The 16299-nt window shown below is 71.5% G+C and carries 14 protein-coding genes; 8 read left to right on the plus strand and 6 right to left on the minus strand.

The window, feature by feature from the left end; genetic code table 11:
- Nucleotides 1-20: 20 nt before the first annotated feature.
- Both truB and PT931_RS12055 read right to left on the minus strand, forming a co-directional pair.
- Nucleotides 21-857 (minus strand): tRNA pseudouridine(55) synthase TruB, encoded by an 837-nt coding sequence (gene truB / locus PT931_RS12050; RefSeq protein WP_456245904.1) that lies wholly within the window; start codon nucleotides 855-857, stop codon nucleotides 21-23.
- 105 nt (nucleotides 858-962) lie between these two features.
- A complete protein-coding gene (locus tag PT931_RS12055; RefSeq protein ID WP_456245810.1) occupies nucleotides 963-2261 on the minus strand; it encodes an MATE family efflux transporter in 1299 nt (432 codons plus the stop codon).
- Between the two features lie 251 nt (nucleotides 2262-2512).
- On the opposite strand from PT931_RS12055, the gene PT931_RS12060 reads away from it, so the two are divergent.
- Nucleotides 2513-4474, plus strand: a complete 1962-nt coding sequence (locus PT931_RS12060; RefSeq protein ID WP_456245811.1) for a hypothetical protein — start codon at nucleotides 2513-2515, stop codon at nucleotides 4472-4474.
- A gap of 171 nt (nucleotides 4475-4645) precedes the next feature.
- On the opposite strand, the gene PT931_RS12065 is transcribed toward PT931_RS12060, so the two are convergent.
- A complete protein-coding gene (locus PT931_RS12065) occupies nucleotides 4646-5248 on the minus strand; it encodes a dTDP-4-dehydrorhamnose 3,5-epimerase family protein (RefSeq protein ID WP_456245812.1) in 603 nt (200 codons plus the stop codon).
- Nucleotides 5249-5281: 33 nt separating this feature from the next.
- Nucleotides 5282-6139: a glucose-1-phosphate thymidylyltransferase RfbA gene (rfbA, locus tag PT931_RS12070; protein ID WP_456245813.1), complete on the minus strand. Its 858-nt coding sequence runs from the start codon at nucleotides 6137-6139 to the stop codon at nucleotides 5282-5284.
- A gap of 50 nt (nucleotides 6140-6189) precedes the next feature.
- On the opposite strand from rfbA, the gene rfbB reads away from it, so the two are divergent.
- From rfbB to PT931_RS12100, 6 genes are read left to right on the plus strand one after another with little or no spacing between them, the layout of a single operon-like run.
- Nucleotides 6190-7179, plus strand: coding sequence for a dTDP-glucose 4,6-dehydratase (gene rfbB, locus PT931_RS12075; RefSeq protein ID WP_456245814.1), 990 nt, complete (start codon nucleotides 6190-6192; stop codon nucleotides 7177-7179).
- The gene (rfbD, locus tag PT931_RS12080; protein ID WP_456245815.1) at nucleotides 7176-8033 is read left to right on the plus strand and encodes a dTDP-4-dehydrorhamnose reductase; all 858 of its coding nucleotides are present in this window, start codon (nucleotides 7176-7178) and stop codon (nucleotides 8031-8033) included. Before rfbB ends, rfbD begins: the two co-directional genes overlap by 4 nt.
- Nucleotides 8030-8377, plus strand: coding sequence for a DUF2304 domain-containing protein (locus PT931_RS12085; protein WP_363726578.1), 348 nt, complete (start codon nucleotides 8030-8032; stop codon nucleotides 8375-8377). Before rfbD ends, PT931_RS12085 begins: the two co-directional genes overlap by 4 nt.
- The gene (locus PT931_RS12090; protein WP_456245816.1) at nucleotides 8361-9068 is read left to right on the plus strand and encodes a glycosyltransferase family 2 protein; all 708 of its coding nucleotides are present in this window, start codon (nucleotides 8361-8363) and stop codon (nucleotides 9066-9068) included. Before PT931_RS12085 ends, PT931_RS12090 begins: the two co-directional genes overlap by 17 nt.
- Nucleotide 9069: 1 nt before the next feature.
- Nucleotides 9070-10353, plus strand: a complete 1284-nt coding sequence (locus PT931_RS12095; protein ID WP_456245817.1) for a polysaccharide biosynthesis protein — start codon at nucleotides 9070-9072, stop codon at nucleotides 10351-10353.
- Nucleotides 10350-11375: a glycosyltransferase family 2 protein gene (locus tag PT931_RS12100; RefSeq protein ID WP_456245818.1), complete on the plus strand. Its 1026-nt coding sequence runs from the start codon at nucleotides 10350-10352 to the stop codon at nucleotides 11373-11375. Before PT931_RS12095 ends, PT931_RS12100 begins: the two co-directional genes overlap by 4 nt.
- A gap of 35 nt (nucleotides 11376-11410) precedes the next feature.
- Here the strand turns inward: PT931_RS12100 and PT931_RS12105 are convergent, their stop codons facing one another.
- Together PT931_RS12105 and PT931_RS12110 are read right to left on the minus strand one after the other, a co-directional pair.
- Complete coding sequence (locus tag PT931_RS12105; protein ID WP_456245819.1) at nucleotides 11411-12331, minus strand: hypothetical protein; 921 nt, start codon at nucleotides 12329-12331, stop codon at nucleotides 11411-11413.
- Between the two features lie 112 nt (nucleotides 12332-12443).
- Nucleotides 12444-14093 (minus strand): DUF2142 domain-containing protein, encoded by a 1650-nt coding sequence (locus PT931_RS12110; protein WP_456245820.1) that lies wholly within the window; start codon nucleotides 14091-14093, stop codon nucleotides 12444-12446.
- A gap of 407 nt (nucleotides 14094-14500) precedes the next feature.
- On the opposite strand from PT931_RS12110, the gene PT931_RS12115 reads away from it, so the two are divergent.
- Entirely contained in the window at nucleotides 14501-16138 is a 1638-nt protein-coding gene (locus PT931_RS12115) for a hypothetical protein (RefSeq protein ID WP_456245821.1), read from the plus strand.
- Nucleotides 16139-16299: the final 161 nt, after the last annotated feature.

A 16299-nucleotide genomic window follows, 5' to 3' on the forward strand; every position in this document is an offset into this window, starting at 1 on the left:
CCGACAGATCCTTGCTGGAATCAGGCCGGGGCCAGGACCAGTTCGGGCTTCGCGCGGCCGGCCTTCTCCACCATGATGGCCAGGACGTCGCCCGACGGGCCGTAGACCGCGTACGGGACCTCGATGCCGACCGGGGACAGCGGGCCGCCGTGGGAGATCACCTTGGCCTCCAGTTCGTCCAGGTCGCGGCGCGGGAACAGGCGGGCGGCGGACGTGTTCAGGTCCAGGTTCACCGGATCGTCCAGCTCCGCCAGCTCGTCCAGGGTCCGGGCCTCCGCGAGGGTGAAGCCCCCGACGGCCGTGCGGCGCAGGGCCGTCAGGTGGCCGCCGACACCCGTCAACACACCGAGGTCGCGGGCGATCGCCCGGATGTAGGTGCCCGAGGAGCACTCGACCGACACGTCGACGTCCACGAGTCCGGGGGAACGGCGGATCGACCCCACGTCGAGGCGGTGGATCGTGATGGGGCGGGAGGGGAGTTCGACGTCCTCGCCGGCGCGTACCCGGGAGTAGGATCTGACGCCCTTGATCTTGATCGCGCTGACGGAGCTGGGGACCTGCTGGATCAGGCCGACCATGGTCGCCAGGCCCGCGCGGATCGCCTCGTCGGTGACGTCGTCGGCCGGAACCTCGGTGACGAACTCGCCCTCGGCGTCGTCGGTGATCGTCGACTGGCCGAGCCGGATCGTGCCGGTGTAGCCCTTGCGGCTGCCGATGACGTAGGTGAGGAGCTTCGTGCCGCGTTCGACGCCGAGGACGAGGACCCCGGTGGCCATCGGGTCCAGGGTGCCGCCGTGGCCCACCCGTCGGGTCCTCGCGAGGCGGCGCACCCGCGCCACCACGTCGTGGGAGGTCATCCCCGCCGGCTTGTCCACGATCACTAGCCCTGTCGTCGCCACCCGGAAAGCCTTCCAGACGCCGCCGGGCCGGTCCGCCGGGGGCCACCCACCAGCCGGCGCGGCCTAGCGCACCGCCCCCACCACCGCCCACCGCCCGGACACCAGCCTCCCCACCAGCGTCACCAGCCGGATCAGCATGAACAGGGTCAGCCCGGCCCAGATCCCGCCCAGCCCCAGGTCGAACACCGACGTCAGCCAGATCGCCGGCAGGAACCCGCCCAGGGCCGCCGCGATGGTCAGGTTGCGCATGTAGGCGACGTCGCCGGCGCCGATCAGCACCCCGTCGAGGGCGAAGACGACGCCCGCGATCAGTTCCATCGCGACGAACCACGGCCAGGCGACCATGGTCTGGTCGAGGACGGCCCGGTCGGTGGTGAACACCTGCGGCAGCCACCACGCGCCGACGCCGATGAACCCGGCCAGCGCCACCCCGCAGCCGGCCCCGATCCGGGTGATCCGGGCGGCGGTCCGGCGGGCCTCGGCGGCGCGGCCGGCGCCCAGGTCGGCCCCGACCAGGGACTGGGCGGCGATGGCGAGCGCGTCGAGGGCGAAGGCGCAGAACATCCAGAGTTGCAGGGCGATCTGGTGCGCGGCGAGGGCGGCGGCCCCGAACCGGGCGGTCACGGCGGCGGCGGACAGGAAGCAGATCTGGAAGGCCAGGCCGCGGATGATCAGGTCGCGGCTGAGGGTGAGCTGCTGGAGCAGCCGGGCCGGGTGCGGGGCCAGGGAGACGCCCTCGGCGAGGAGCGCCCGGACGAACAGCGCGCCGGAGAGGGTCTGGGCGATCACGTTGGCGACGGCGGAGCCCTGCAGGCCCATGCCGAGCGGGTACACCAGGACCGGGCAGAGCACGGCGGACAGCAGGTTGGCGCCGAGCACGAACAGCACGGGGCGGCGGGTGTCCTGCACGCCGCGCATCCAGCCGTTGCCGGCGAGGGCGAGCAGGATGCCGGGCGCGCCGAGACTGGCGATCCGCAGCCAGGTGGCCGCGCCGTCGGCGACCTCGCCCGGACCGGCGAGCGCGCGGGCCAGGTCACCCGCGCCGAACTGGGCGGCGACGACCAGGATCAGGCCGGCGGCCAGGGCCAGCCAGGAGGCCTGGACGCCCTCGGCGACGGCTTCGGCGCGCCGGTCGGCCCCGAACAGCCGGGCGGTGCGGCTCGTGGTGCCGAAGGCGAGCACGTTGCCGAGCCACGCGGCCACGGCCAGCACCCCGCCGCCGATCGCCAGGGACGCCAGGGCGGTGCGGCCGAGGTGGCCGACCACGGCGGTGTCCACCAGCAGGTACACCGGCTCGGCGGCGAGGACGACCAGGGCGGGCAGGGCCAGCCCGGCGATCCGGCGGAGCGAAACGTCAGTCACACGCCGACCCTAGTCACCGGGTCCGACACGTCCGGGGCGGTGCCCGATGAGTTCCGCGTCACGTTGGGTGGGAGGAAATACGGCCAATCGGCAAGCATGGGTAAACATGAGCCGCTATCGCTGACGGCGCGATCCGCTGTGATAGCGTGCTGCATCCTTGTGGTCGGTGCCTCGGACGACAGCTCGTAGTGTGGAGCAGCCGCTCACCGGCTGCCGCAGAATACAAGGCCCCCACCAGGAGGATCTCTACCATGAAGGGCGCCTGGCTGGTGTCGCCGGACCCGACCCGGGACCCACGGTCGACGCAGAGCTGGCCGGTCCGGTTACGGACGGCCCTCGTCGGTGTCGCCGCCTCCTGGCTCGTGGCCGTGGTCGCGCACCTGGTGGGTCTCGACTGGGTGCTCCCGCTGGTGCTGCTCGGCGGCACGGCCCTCCTGGTGCGCAGTAGCCGGTTCGCGCTCGACCGGGTGGTCGTGGCGGGGGCGCTGCTGTTCGGAGCCACCTGCGCGGCGGGGCTGCTGATCTCCGTCTGGCCGTGGGGGCTCGGGCCGGTGCCGATCGCCGGGACTGCCCTGTCGGTCCTCGCCGTGCTCGCCGCGGTCCGGGGCCACCGGCTCTTCCTGGTCCCCCGGTTCCGGCTGATCGACGCCGTGGTGCCGCTCGGGATCCTGATCGGCTTCGTGACGGTCTGGTGGCCGATGCGCGCCGGCCGGTTCACGGACCGGTTCGCGCAGGTCGCGTCCGGGGGCGACATGGCGGCGCACTTCATGATCTTCGACGCGATCGGCGGCGTCGGCGGGTACACGTTCCTCCGGCAGGACGCGGCCTCGGCCACGGTGCCGCCGGCGTTCATCGACTACCCGCAGGGCGGCCACTTCGTCGCGGCGGTGCTCGACGCCTTCGCCCGGGGCGGCGGTGCCCGTCCGGACGGCCTCACGTCCCTCAACAACTTCATGTGGTACGACTTCGGGTCGCTCCTCCTCCTGTGCGGCGTCCTGGCCTGGGCGATCAACTGGGTGGCCGGCCCCGGCTTCCGCCTGATGCTCGCCCTGCCCCTCGGCGTGCTGGCCGCCTCGATGGCCGCCCTCGGTGACCTCCAGACGGTGATGCGCTGCGGGTTCTGGGCCGAACTGGTCTGCCTCAGCCTGCTGGTCGTCCTGTGCGCCCTGCTGATCCGGCCGCTGACGTCCACGGGCGAACAGGTGGCCGTGGTGGGCGCGTTGTTCGTGGCGATCGCCTTCACCTACTACTTCGTGCTGCCGGTCGCCGCCGCGGCCGTGCTGGCGAGTCTGGTCCGGTACCGGGTCCGGCTGCGCCGCCGCTGGGTGCTCAGCGCCCTGGCCGCCGCGGTCGTCGCCGCGCTGTCCGCCGTACCGGTGCTGATCAACGTGAGCACGGTGCAGAACGACGTGGGCACCGGCGCCGCCCTGACCGCCACGGGTGCGATCGACCCGATCAACGGCACGCTGCTGCTGGCCCTCGGCGGGCTCACGGTCGCCGGGCTGTACGGCAGCCGGATCAAGCTCGGGCCGACCGGTCAGATGGTGCTGGCGGTGCTGGCGGCGGCGTGCGCGTACGCGGGGGCGATCGCGCTGTTCCAGTACCGGACGGCGGGTTTCGTCTCCTACTACTACGAGAAGGCGCTGCACCTGGTCGCGGTGGTGCTCCTCGTCGGCCTGGGCCTGGCGATGCGCCGCCTCCTCCAGGGGCTGCTGGTCCCCGGCCGGGTCCGCGGGCTGAAGGCGGCCCTGGTGTGCGTGGCGCTCACGGTCACCTCGGCGCAGGTGTTCAACCCGCTGCACTCGCCGCTGCCCACCGCGTACGACCGGGGGTCCAACCTCGGCCGGCTCCGGCTCAAGGGCAAGCTGGCCCAGCCGCACGCGGGCGCGATGATCGACACGGTGCTGCGGGTGCCCGACCCCGACGGGCGGACGACGATCGTGCTGCCCTCGTGGGGCGACGAGGTCTTCGTGTCCGTGTGGATCGCGGTCATCCAGCGCGACTACCCGGGGCTCGCGGACTGGCGGGACTGGTCGTCGACGAAGCGCCGGCACACGCCGGACGAGTTCGTGGCGTTCCTGCGGGCGCATCCGGGCCGGTACCAGGTGGTGACGGTGGATCCCGCGCAGCGGGCGGCGCTGAGCCAGGCGGACGGGTTGGACGTGGAGCTGGTGGCGTTCGAGCCGGATCTGAAGTTCACGTCGTCCTGGTAGCGGTCCCGGCGGGGGCGTCCCGGTAGCGGCGACAGCGGGGGCATCCTCGTAGCCGCGACGGCGGGGCCGTCCTGGTAGCGGCCACGGAGGCGGGCGGGCCGCCCTCGCGTCTGGGTGGACACCAAAAGGCCGACCGCCCACTATGGACGGCCGGCCTCGTACCGCGACGTGTCAGCTCTTCAGATCGACGTACAACTGCTTGCAGGCCGCGTAGTCCGGCAGCAGCCCCCGCTCGGCGGCCTCCGCCAACGTCGGCGCCGCGACATCCTTGTCGGACAGGATGAGCTCGTCCCGGGCGAACGGGAACTCCAGCCCCAGCGCCGGATCCAGCGGCGAGACCTCGCGCTCCCGCTGGGGGGCGTACGTCTCCGAGCACAGGTAGAGCAGCGTCGCGTCGTCGGTCAGCGCGCAGATCGCGTGGCCGAGACCCTCCGCCAGGTACACCTCGCGGCGGTCGACGTCGTCGAGCCGGACGACCTCGTGCCGACCGAAGGTGGGCGAGCCGACCCGGATGTCGATGACGAAGTCGAGCACCGCGCCCCGGACGCACGTCACGTACTTGGCCTGGCCCGGCGCCACGTCCGCGTAGTGCACGCCGCGCACGGTGCCCCGGCTGGACACCGACAGGTTGGCCTGGGCGAGCCGGAGCGGGTGGCCGTTGGCCTCGGCGAACAGGTCGTGGCGGTACCACTCGAGGAACAGGCCCCGGCTGTCGCCGCGCTGGACGGGCACGATCTCGAACGCGCCCTCGATGCCGAGCGGGTTGATCTTCACTGCGAAGTCACTTTCTGAGGGTGGCCGGGGGGTTTAGAGCAGGCCGAGCAGATACTCTCCGTAACCACTCTTGCGCAGCGGCTCCGCCAGGGCGCGCAGTTCCGCCTCGTCCACGAAACCCTTGCGCCAGGCGATCTCCTCGAGACAGCCGATCTTGTACCCCTGACGCTCCTCCACGACCCGGACGAACTCCGACGCCTGCACCAGGGAGCCGAAGGTGCCCGTGTCGAGCCACGCGGTCCCGCGCTCCAGAACGCTGACGTGCAGCTGCCCGCGGCGCAGGTACTCCTCGTTGACGGCCGTGATCTCCAGTTCGCCCCGGGCGCTGGGCTTGATGCCCTTGACGATGTCGACGACCTGGTTGTCGTAGAAGTAGAGGCCGGGGATCGCGAACTTCGACTTCGGCTGCTCCGGCTTCTCCTCGATCGAGAGCACCCGGCCGTCGGGGTCGAACTCCACCACGCCGTATTCCTGCGGGTTGGCGACCTGGTAGGCGAAGACGCGCCCACCGTCCGGATCGGAGTTCTCGGCGAGGCGGGTGCCGAGGCCCACGCCGTAGAAGATGTTGTCGCCCAGGATCAGGGCCACGGACTCGTCGCCGATGAACTCCTCGCCGAGGAGGAAGGCCTGCGCGATGCCGTCCGGGCTGGGCTGGGTGGTGTACGAGAGGTTGATCCCGAACCGCGATCCGTCGCCGAGCAGCCGCTGGAACTGCGACTGGTCCTCGGGGGTGGTGATGACCAGGATGTCACGGACACCGGCCAACATCAGGGTCGACAAGGGGTAATAGATCATGGGCTTGTCGAAGATGGGCATCAGCTGCTTCGAGACGGCCTGCGTCAACGGCCACAACCTCGAACCAGTACCGCCCGCGAGCACGATTCCACGCATCGGGGTAGCTTAGCGGAGGGTGACGGGGCTTCGACTAGACTCCCTGCCTTGTGAAGGTCCTCATCACCGGCGGTGCCGGTTTCATCGGCTCGCACTACGTGCGCAGCTTGTTGTCCGGCAGCTATGACGCCTACTCCGGCGCTCAGGTCACCGTTTTGGACAAACTAACCTATTCCGGCAATCTTGCCAATCTCGCGCCGGTACATGACAATCCGAAGTTCCGGTTCGTGCAGGGCGACATCTGCGACAAGGACCTGGTCAACGAGCTGGTCCCCGGGCACGACGTGATCGTGCACTTCGCGGCCGAGTCGCACGTCGACCGGTCCATCGACGGCGGCGCCCAGTTCGTGCTGACCAACGTGCTCGGCACCCAGGTCCTGCTCGACGCCGCGCACCGGCACGAGGTCGGCCGGTTCGTGCACGTGTCCACCGACGAGGTGTACGGCTCGATCGACGAGGGCTCCTGGCCCGAGACCGACCCGCTGCAGCCCAACTCGCCGTACTCGGCGGCCAAGGCCGGATCCGACCTGCTCGTCCGCGCGTACCACCGCACCCACGGGCTCGACACGGTCATCACGCGCTGCTCCAACAACTACGGGCACTACCAGTTCCCGGAGAAGGTCATCCCGCTGTTCGTCACGAACCTGCTCGACGGCGGCCGGGTGCCGCTGTACGGCGACGGCGCGAACGTCCGCGACTGGCTGCACGTCGACGACCACTGCCAGGGCATCCAGCTCGTCGCCGAGGGCGGCCGGGCGGGCGAGGTCTACAACATCGGCGGCGGGGTGGAGCTCACCAACAAGGAGCTGACCGGGCTGCTGCTCGACGCGTGCGGCGCGGACTGGTCCAGCGTCGACCACGTCACCGACCGGCTCGGCCACGACCGCCGGTACTCGGTCGACATCTCCAAGATCGCCACCGAGCTGGGGTACGCGCCCCGGGTCGACTTCGCCGAGGGCCTCGCCGCCACGGTCGCCTGGTACCGGGACAACCGCGACTGGTGGACGCCCCTCAAGGAGCGGGCGGCCCTCGCGCGATGACCCGCTGGCTCGTCACCGGCGCGGCCGGGATGCTCGGCCAGGACCTCCTCGCGGCGCTCGGCGGCGAGGACGTCACCGCCGTCACCCGCGCGGAGCTGGACATCACCGACCCGCTGGCGGTGGCGTCGGCGGTGGCCGGCCATGACGTGGTGGTCAACGCCGCCGCGTGGACGAACGTGGACGCGGCGGAGGCCGCCGAGGAGGCGGCCACCGCCGTCAACGGGCACGCGGTGGCCACCCTCGCGGAGGCCTGCGCCACCAGCGGGGCCCGGCTGCTCCAGGTCTCCACCGACTACGTGCTGGCCGGTCAGGGTTCCCTGCCGCACGCGGAGGACGCGCCCACCGCGCCGGTCAACGCGTACGGCCGGAGCAAGCTCGTCGGCGAGCGGGCGGTCCTCCGCCACCTCCCCGACACCGGCTACGTCGTGCGGACCGCGTGGCTGTACGGCGCGCACGGCCCCAACTTCGTCCGCACGATGCTCCGGCTGTCCGGCGAACGGGACACCGTCGAGGTCGTCAACGACCAGTACGGCCAGCCCACGTGGTCCGCCGCGCTCGCCGTCCAGCTGCGCGACCTGGGCCGCGCGGCCCTCGACGGCACCGCCCCCGCGGGCGTGTACCACGGGACGTCGGCGGGACGGGCGAGCTGGTATGGTTTGGCCCGCGCGATCTTCGAAGAAGCCGGCCTCGACCCCGCTCGGGTCCTGCCGACGACCAGTGACCGGTTCGTTCGACCGGCTGCCCGGCCGGCGAACAGCGTGCTCGGTCACCTGGCCTGGGGCCGTACTCCGGTCGCACCCCTGGGCCCGTGGCGGGAGATGCTCGCCAAAGCGTTCATCGAGGGACTGTCATGAATCTCACCATCGTCACGGCGCTCACGGGCCTGACCGTGCTCGTCGTGATCATCGAACTGCTGCGCCGCCGGCAGCTCCGCGAGAAGTACGGCATCCTGTGGATCTTCGTCGGCCTGGTGATGCTGCCGCTGTCGATGTTCCCCCAGGCGCTCAACAGTCTCAGCGCCCTGATCGGCATCCAGTCCGGCGTGAGCATGGCACTCTTCTTCGCCGTCGTCTTCCTGCTCCTGACCTGCATCCATCTGTCGTGGGAGGTCAGCCGGCTCGAGGAGGAGACCCGCATTCTCGCCGAGGACGTCGCCCTCATCCACGCGAAGCTGGAGAGCAATGAGAACGCCCAGTAGCAGCCGGGTCCTGATCATCATGCCGGCCTGGAACGAGGCCGAGGCCATCAGTTCGGTGATCAAGGAGATCCACACCGAACTGCCCGACGTCGACGTGCTCGTGGTCGACGACGGTTCCGGGGACAACACGGCGGCCGTGGCCAGCGCCGCGGGCGCCTCGGTGCTCCGCCTCCCGTACAACCTCGGGGTCGGCGGGGCCATGCGGCTCGGCTACCGCTACGCCCGCGACAACGACTACGACGTCACGATCCAGGTCGACGCGGACGGGCAGCACGACCCGCGGTACGTGCCGCTCCTGATCGCCGGCCTCGAGCAGGCGGACCTCGTCATCGGGGCCCGGTTCGCGGGCGTCGGCTCGTACCAGGCCCGGGGGCCGCGCCGCTGGGCGATGGGCATGCTCGGGATGGTGATCTCCCGACTGGCGCGCACGAAGCTGACGGACACCACCTCGGGCCTGCGGTGCTCCAACCGCAAGATGATCGAGTACTTCGCGGACTGGTACCCGGTGGAGTACCTCGGCGACACCATCGAGACCCTGGTCCGCGCGATCCGGGACGGGCACACCGTCCGCCAGGTCGCCGTGGAGATGCGCCCCCGGCAGGGTGGCGTGCCCAGTCACTCCCCCCTCAAGGCGACCGTCTACCTCGGCCGGGCGTTCATCATCCTGCTCCTCGCTCTGATCCGACGGTGACATGCTGCACCGCCTGATCAGGGCGCTGCCGGCCGGCACCATCGCGGTCGGCGGCGGACTCGCCATCCTCGGCGTCGCGTCCTACGTGCACATCGCGGCCGCCGGGCACCGGCTGACGACCGTCGACATGTCGAAGGTGTCGGTCGTGTGGTCGATCGTCATCTCGCTCGGCTTCGGGCTGTTCCTGCCCGTCGAGCAGGAGACCGGCCGGATCGTCGCGGCCCGGGCGGCCCGGGGCGACGGGGCGACCCCGGTGGCCCGCCGCGCGGTCGCCGTGTCCGGCTCGGTGCTCGCCGTGCTCCTGTTCTGCCTCGCGATCGGCGCCCGCCCGCTGGCCGACGCGCTGTTCGACGGCGACCTCGGCATGGTCGCGGCGCTCGCGGGCGCCCTGGTCGGCGCGGCCGTCTCCTACGCGACCCGGGGCATCCTCGCCGGCCGTGGCCGGTTCGGCGCCTACGGGATCCAGCTGGGCATCGACGGCGGCCTGCGGATCGGCCTCAGCCTCGCGCTGGTGTTCGCCGACGTGCGCTCCCCCCTCGCCTACGCGCTGGTCCTGACGGTCGCCCCCGTCGTGGCGGTCCTGGCCACGCTCCCGCCGACCCTGGGCGCGCTCGGCCCGGGCAGCCCGCAGAGCCTCGGCGGTTACGCCCGCGGCCTCGGCCTGCTCACCATCTCCGCGCTCGCGGCGCAGACCGTCGTCAACATCGGGGTCGTCAGCGCCAAGCTGCTCGCGCCCGGTGAGGCGGCGCTCGTCGCGGCCCTGCTGTCGGCGCTGATCCTGGCGCGGATCCCCATCTTCGTGTTCGCGGCCCTCCAGGCGTCGCTGCTGCCCGGCCTGTCCGGCCTGCTCGCCCGGGGCGACACCGCCGGGTACCACCGGCTGCTGCTCCGCGCGACCGGCGTCGTCGCGCTGCTCGGCATCGGCGGCGGCGTACCCGCGATCCTGCTCGGCCCCTGGGCCATCCGGGTGTTCTTCAACGCCCCGGACGTGCTGGGCACCGCCGACTTCGCGATCCTGGCGACCGGCACCCTGGCCTACATGCTCGCGCTCGTGCTGGCCCAGGGCGCCATCAGCCTGCACCGCCACCGCGAACAGGCCCTCGTGTGGCTGCTCGCGCTCGCGGTCCTCGCCGCGGTGACGTTCGGGCCCGGGGACGTCCGGCTGCGGGTCGAGTTCGCCTATGTCGCCAGCTCGGCGGTCGCCGCCGTCGTCCTCGCCGTCCTGCTCTGGCGGGTCCGCCCGGCCGTGGAACTGGTCAGCCCAGCCAAGGAGACCGTGTCATGATGCCCGCTGTCGCCGCCGTCGTGCTCGCGTACGGCCCGGAGCCGTACCTCGAGCAGGTCGTCCGGGCGGTCCTCGACTCCACGGGCGTCGACGTGTCGGTCCTCGTCGTGGACAACGGCTGCACGTCCGACCAGATGGATCTGGTGAAGGCGCTGCCCGGGGTCCGCGTGATCACCCCGGACACCAACACCGGGTTCGCGGGCGGCTGCGACGCGGGCGCGGCGGAGGCGGACACGGAGTTCCTCGCCTTCGTCAACTCCGACGCGGTCATCGCGCCGGAGGCCCTGGCCCGCCTGGTCGCCGTCGCGGCCGAGCCGACGGTGGGGCTCGCGATGGGCTCGATCCGCCTCGCCGACCAGCCGGAGCTGATGAACACCGTCGGCAACCCCATGCACTACACGGGCATGGTGTGGGCCGGCGGCTTCTCCGAGCCGGCCACCGACCACGCCGTGCGCCGGGCGGTCCCGATCGTCAGCGGCTGCGTCTTCGCGATCCGCACGGAACTGTGGCGGGAGCTGGGCGGCTTCGCCCCCGAGTACTTCATGTACCACGAGGACACCGAGCTCTCGATCCGCGTGCACCACCGGGGCCTGAGCATCGAGTTCGTGCCCGACGCGGTCGTGTGGCACCACTACGAGTTCTCCCGCAACGAGCGCAAGATGTACTACGTGGAGCGCAACCGGCTCCTCACCCTCTTCACCACGTACGAGACCCGCACCCTGTTCGTCCTGGCCCCGATGCTCGCCGTGACCGAAATGGCGATGGTCGCGTCCGCGCTGGCCGGCGGCTGGCACCGGAAGAAGTTCTCCGGCTGGTCCTGGCTGTGGCACAACCGCGCGTTCGTGGCGGCCCGGCGGCGCCAGCTCCAGTCCGAGCGGCGGGTCCCCGACGGCGTCTTCGCCCGCGAACTGACGGCCCGGATCGACGCGGCCAACATCAGCGCGCCGCCCGGCGTCGGCGTGTTCAACGCCCTCTCCGCCGGGTACTGGGCCGTCGCGCGCCGCCTGCTGCGTACCCGCTGAGGAAGGGGGCCGACGCCCCCTCCCCCCACGATGTCCTAGTGCCGGACGTCGAACTGCCGGCCCTCGGGGGTCGGCTCGATCGCGACGCCGGACGGGCGGCGCACGTTCATCTGGCCGGGGACCACGGCGCCCGAGCTGGTGATGCGCCACGGCTGGTCCACGATGAAGCCGACCACGTCGATGATGATCGCCGTGTTGGTGTGCGCGTACACCTTGATGGTGTCCGTCCACAGCGGAACCTGGTTGGAGTCCACGACGCTGATCAGCTGGCTCTGCACGAAGTTCGACAGGACGTCGCCGCCGGAGAAGTTCACGGACGACGCGTTCGGCCGGTCGCCCTTGCTCCCCCAGACCGACACGAAGCCGCCGACGCCGCCCGCGACGACGGTGACGTTCATCTGGACGCCGATGCCCCACTTCACGAGGTTGCTCAGGTTGATCCGGATGACCTTGCCGCCGGCGACCTGGCCCGTCTGCGGGTTGACGTACGCCTGGCCCTCGACGATCGAGCCGCGCAGGCCGGCCTCGCGGGTGTCCAGGATCCGGGTGGGGGCGGTGGGGACGACCATCGACGCGAAGTACGAGGAGTAGACGACCTCGCCGTAGGTGCCGCCGTCCCGGTTGGCCACCGCGTGCAGCAGGTACCCGTTCTCGGTCGCGCCGACGGCCCCGACCGGCGAGCCGTCGGGTACCGGAACGCCGCTGGGCGCCAGCACCAGCGGGGCACCCGCCGCGTTGGCGACCTTGAGCGTGCCGGCGGTGGTGGACGTGCTGAGGGTGGTGGTCGCGGTGGCGGTGTTCTCCACTCCGGCGACGATCGGCTGACCCTGGTCGGCCTGGGCCGGTGACGCCGCGGCCACGGCGACCCCGGCTCCGGCCACGCCCGCGAGGGCGGCTGCGCCTCCGCGAAGCAGCCGGCGACGTCCCACGGTGGTGGCCTCGGTGTTCTCCTGCACGATGGATCCTCTCACTGAAGGGTGCCACCGGCGGACCGGTGGACAGGCGCAGTGATTGTGACCCAGGAGTACGGTCGCCCGCTGTCCCGATCGGGTGGCCGTTCAGCGGAGGTTACGAGGAACGAACGGCCTGCAACTCGCTGCGGGGCGGCGTGGATTCGGCGGCCGGCGGGGTCGAGGGCCCGGCGTCGAGGTCGGAAGGTCCCACCTCGGCCGGCGTGGTGGCCGCAGGCGGCGCGGCCACGGAGGTTCCCCCGGACTCCACGTCCTCCAGCGCCCCGTCCCCGACCGGCCCGGCCGCGATCCGGGCCGAGTTGCGCAACACCAGCACCCCGAGAAGCAGGAGCCCGGCGGACATCGCCAGCAGCGGCGTCAACGACCCCAGCACCGGGTGCCACGGACCCCAGAACGGATCCAGGTTGTGCAGGGTCGGCACCGTCGGCAGACCCCGCTGCCAGCGCACCATCGCGAACCACAGCAGCACCATGTGGATCGGCAGCAGCGCCCACACGCACAACTTCGTGAACGAGTGCGACCGCCGCGGGGTCAGCAGCCGCTGCTGGAGGATGAACGCGCTCAGCAGCGGCAGGAAGACCAGCGCGGGCAGCATGTAGCGCCCCTGGGTGATGTACCCCACAGTGTTGATGTTGATCAGCTGGAGGACGGACGGCACCAGCGCGCCGCCGAGCAGGACCACGCCGATCCGCCACCGGTCGACCCGGGTGCCGACCACGAACGCGAACAGGGTCATGCTCCCGGCGATCCCGATCCACAGCCAGTAGAGGGGCAGCGGCATCAGGACGTCCAGCCAGCCGGCGATGCCGACGAGCTGCTGGAGCAGCGGGGCCCACTGGTTGAACACCGTGATCACCGCCTGCCCGACCGTGAGGTGCGCCTTCGGCGGCGGGGACGTGAGGTCGCCCGTCTTCATCAGGAGGATCCACACCCCGGCGAGCACCACCGAGGCGACGACCACGACGGCGACGACCCGCAACGGCCGCCCGAACCTGGCGAGAAGTTCACGGAAGTGCCGTCTGCTGGCCGGCAGCAGCATCGCGAGGAGGCCGACGAACAGGAACAGCGGACCCATCGACCGCAGGGTCGCCAGGAGGGCCGCACTGATGCCCAGCAGCCAGAACGCGGGGCGGGCGGCCGCCCGTTGCGCGCCCATCAGCAGCGGGATGCCCGCCGACGCGAGCGCGATGCCGGCGGAGATCTCCAGCCCGTTCGGGTTCACCGCCCCGGCCATCTGGCCCAGGATCGGGGTACTCGCGGCGACGAGCCCGCCGAGCATCAGCCCGTACCGCGAGCGCACCAGCAGCACGAACGCCGAGGCGAGCAGGGCGGCGGAGAGCGCGGCGCTCACGAGCCGGGCGAGCAGGACACCCGTCCAGCCGTCCCAGATCCGCAGCGGCCAGCCGACGGCGGCGTAGTACAGCGGGTGGTAGCGGCCGGCCAGCGTGGGCGTGTCGACCAGCGGGCCGCCGGTGGGCTCGTCGGCGCACGCGGCGGAGACGTTCGCCTTGGCGATCCAGCACGCGGCGGGGGCGTCGAGGCCGGCGGACACGTTCTGGATCGTGCCGCTCTGCCCCTTCACCCGGACCGGTTCGGGCATGATCTGCCCGCCGGCGACCCCCGAGGCCCGGATCATGTGCTGCATCTCGTCCGGCGTGCCGTCGTAGGGTGCGGCCACGGACCAGGCGCCGAAGATGAGGAAGAAGGCGATGAACGCCAACGACCAGAGTGCGCGGGGTCGAGCCATACGGTTCAACGAACTGGTACTCACGGAACGTTCGGCCTCATCAAGTCGACGATCTGGAACTCCGCCCGGTGGATCTTCGGCGGATTCTCAGGAGGATCTCGTGGATTGTATCTACCCTCAGTCACCGCACTGGCCCCGAATGCCCCAGTGCCTGCGCGAAGTGCCGGATGTCACGATAGTGCGGTCGGACACCGGCGGAGGATCGCGGGTCGCACCTCGATGATCGCGGGTGGCACCCTGGCAGAAGTCGGAACATGCCGGGCGAGCTGCCGCAGGGTACCATTCCGGGGCCTCTTTCCGCCGGTCTGCGCACGACCCGCCGGCCCGCGCACGACCCGCGGCTCGGCTGCCGCACACCCGCGCACGACCGGGCAGCACTGCTGCCGCACAAAGAAGGAATCACCGCCGTGGCACCGGACTCCGCACCACCCGTCACCGAAACGGCCGTCGACGCCCCGGAGACGGAGCCGACCCCCGAGCCGCAGCCGAAGGGGTTCCGCCGCCTGCTCGGCGGCCGCCCCGTGCACTGGTGGGTCCTGGAGGCCGTGGTCGCCTTCGGGGCCGCGCTGGTGCTGCCGCTGTCCGTGCGGCACCTCAACGTCAACCCGCTCGACCGGATCGGCCAGGTCAGCGCGCTGGCCACGCTGCAGTTCCGGTTCGCCCTGGTGGCGTTGGTGATGGTGGCCGCGCTGCTCCTGACGCTGAAGCTGCGCGGGTCGCGGTTCTTCGCCCCGGCGTTGCGGCTGTGCTGTGCCGGCGTCGCGGGCCTGGCCAGCGGGTTCGTCGCCGGTGGCGCCGTGGTGGCGCTGCTGGGCACGCCCTGGCCGATGTTCGGGCTGAACGGGGACAGCGGGCGGATCGTGGAGTGGGCCGCCGTCGTCGCGAAGGGGCTGCCGTCGCCGTCGCCGGTCTACCCGCCGCTGCCGCTGTACATCCTCGGCTACTACGCGGAGTGGTTCCACGGCGGCAACACTGCGTACGCGTTCAAGGACCTCCAGATCCTGGGCGCGGCGGTCACCGGCCCGCTCGCGTACCTGGCGTGGCGGTTGCTGCTCCGCCCGCTGCCGGCGCTCGCGTTCGGGGTGCTGCCGGCGTTCTCGCTGATCGACGCGTACAAGCCGTACAGCCAGATCGTGCTGATCCTGCTGGCCCCGGTGCTGGCCGCGATGGTGCGGGCCCTGAGCCGCAGCCACCTGGCCGGTTGGCGGGTGCTGCTGGCCCAGGGCGCGGCGTTCGGGGTCGGGCTCGGGGTGCTGTTCCTGACGTACTCCGGCTGGTTCATCTGGAGCGCGGCGGGGGTGCTCGCGGCGTGCGCGATGTTCTTCCCGTGGAGGAAGGCCCCGTGGAAGGGGCTGGCGTTCCTCGGCACGACGGGCCTGGCGTTCGCGCTGGTCGCGGGCCGGTACGTGCTGACGATGCTGCACGAGTCCGCCACCACCGCGGACCGCAACTTCGCGTTCGACACCAAGACCGACCCGACGTACTTCCTGATGTGGCGCACCGACATGCCCGGCAAGGTCGGCCAGTGGCCGCTGCCCGGCGAGCTCGGCGGGGTGGGGCTGTTCAGCATCCTGCTGTTCGTCTGCCTGGGCGTGTGCCTGTGGCTGGGGCTGCGCAAGCCGCTGGTGGTGACGATCGTCTGCATGTTCGCGAGCGCCTGGGTGGCCCGGATGTGGTTCGCGTCCCGGATGTTCGAGACCGGCACCGTGCAGCTGTGGCTGCGGACCAACAACCAGCTGTTGTACTGCGGGCTGATCCTCTGCGGCCTGGCCGTCTACCTGGTGGCCCGGCGGTTCCGGGACCGGGGCACGTTCCCCGATCCGACGAAGGCCGCGATCGGCGGGTTCGTGGGCCTGCTGCTGTTGTTCGGCTCGGTGTCGTCCTCGATGTCGGACCGGTACATGCCGACGAAGGAGAACACCTACCGGATCCTGCCGTGGGTGTCGCACACGGTGCGCGAGTACAACGGGAACTGTCCCCGGTACGCGCCGAACCACCAGTGCAGCAAGGACGGCGACCAGACCTGGCAGAAGATGATCGAATGACGCGGGAAGGGCCACCCCGTCAGGGGTGGCCCTTGTCCACATCACATCGTTACTGCCGGACGTCCATGGAGGTCTGCAGGGCCTGACGGGCGGCTTCGCGGGCTTCGGTGTCCTGCGGCCGGGGCGTGTGCTTGCGTGCCATTGTTCTCATCCTCAGCTTG

It is taken from the genome of Longispora urticae, from assembly GCF_053902585.1.

What these genes read in the sequence shown, in the direction of transcription:
- PT931_RS12100 (WP_456245818.1), top strand. Translation starts at nt 10,350, where the DNA reads ATGATGCCCGCTGTCGCCGCCGTCGTGCTCGCGTACGGCCCGGAGCCG.
- PT931_RS12085 (WP_363726578.1), top strand. Translation starts at nt 8,030, where the DNA reads ATGAATCTCACCATCGTCACGGCGCTCACGGGCCTGACCGTGCTCGTC.
- rfbA (WP_456245813.1), bottom strand. Translation starts at nt 6,139, where the DNA reads ATGCGTGGAATCGTGCTCGCGGGCGGTACTGGTTCGAGGTTGTGGCCG.
- PT931_RS12095 (WP_456245817.1), top strand. Translation starts at nt 9,070, where the DNA reads ATGCTGCACCGCCTGATCAGGGCGCTGCCGGCCGGCACCATCGCGGTC.
- PT931_RS12090 (WP_456245816.1), top strand. Translation starts at nt 8,361, where the DNA reads ATGAGAACGCCCAGTAGCAGCCGGGTCCTGATCATCATGCCGGCCTGG.
- truB (WP_456245904.1), bottom strand. Translation starts at nt 857, where the DNA reads ATGACCTCCCACGACGTGGTGGCGCGGGTGCGCCGCCTCGCGAGGACC.
- PT931_RS12060 (WP_456245811.1), top strand. Translation starts at nt 2,513, where the DNA reads ATGAAGGGCGCCTGGCTGGTGTCGCCGGACCCGACCCGGGACCCACGG.
- PT931_RS12110 (WP_456245820.1), bottom strand. Translation starts at nt 14,093, where the DNA reads ATGGCTCGACCCCGCGCACTCTGGTCGTTGGCGTTCATCGCCTTCTTC.
- rfbD (WP_456245815.1), top strand. Translation starts at nt 7,176, where the DNA reads ATGACCCGCTGGCTCGTCACCGGCGCGGCCGGGATGCTCGGCCAGGAC.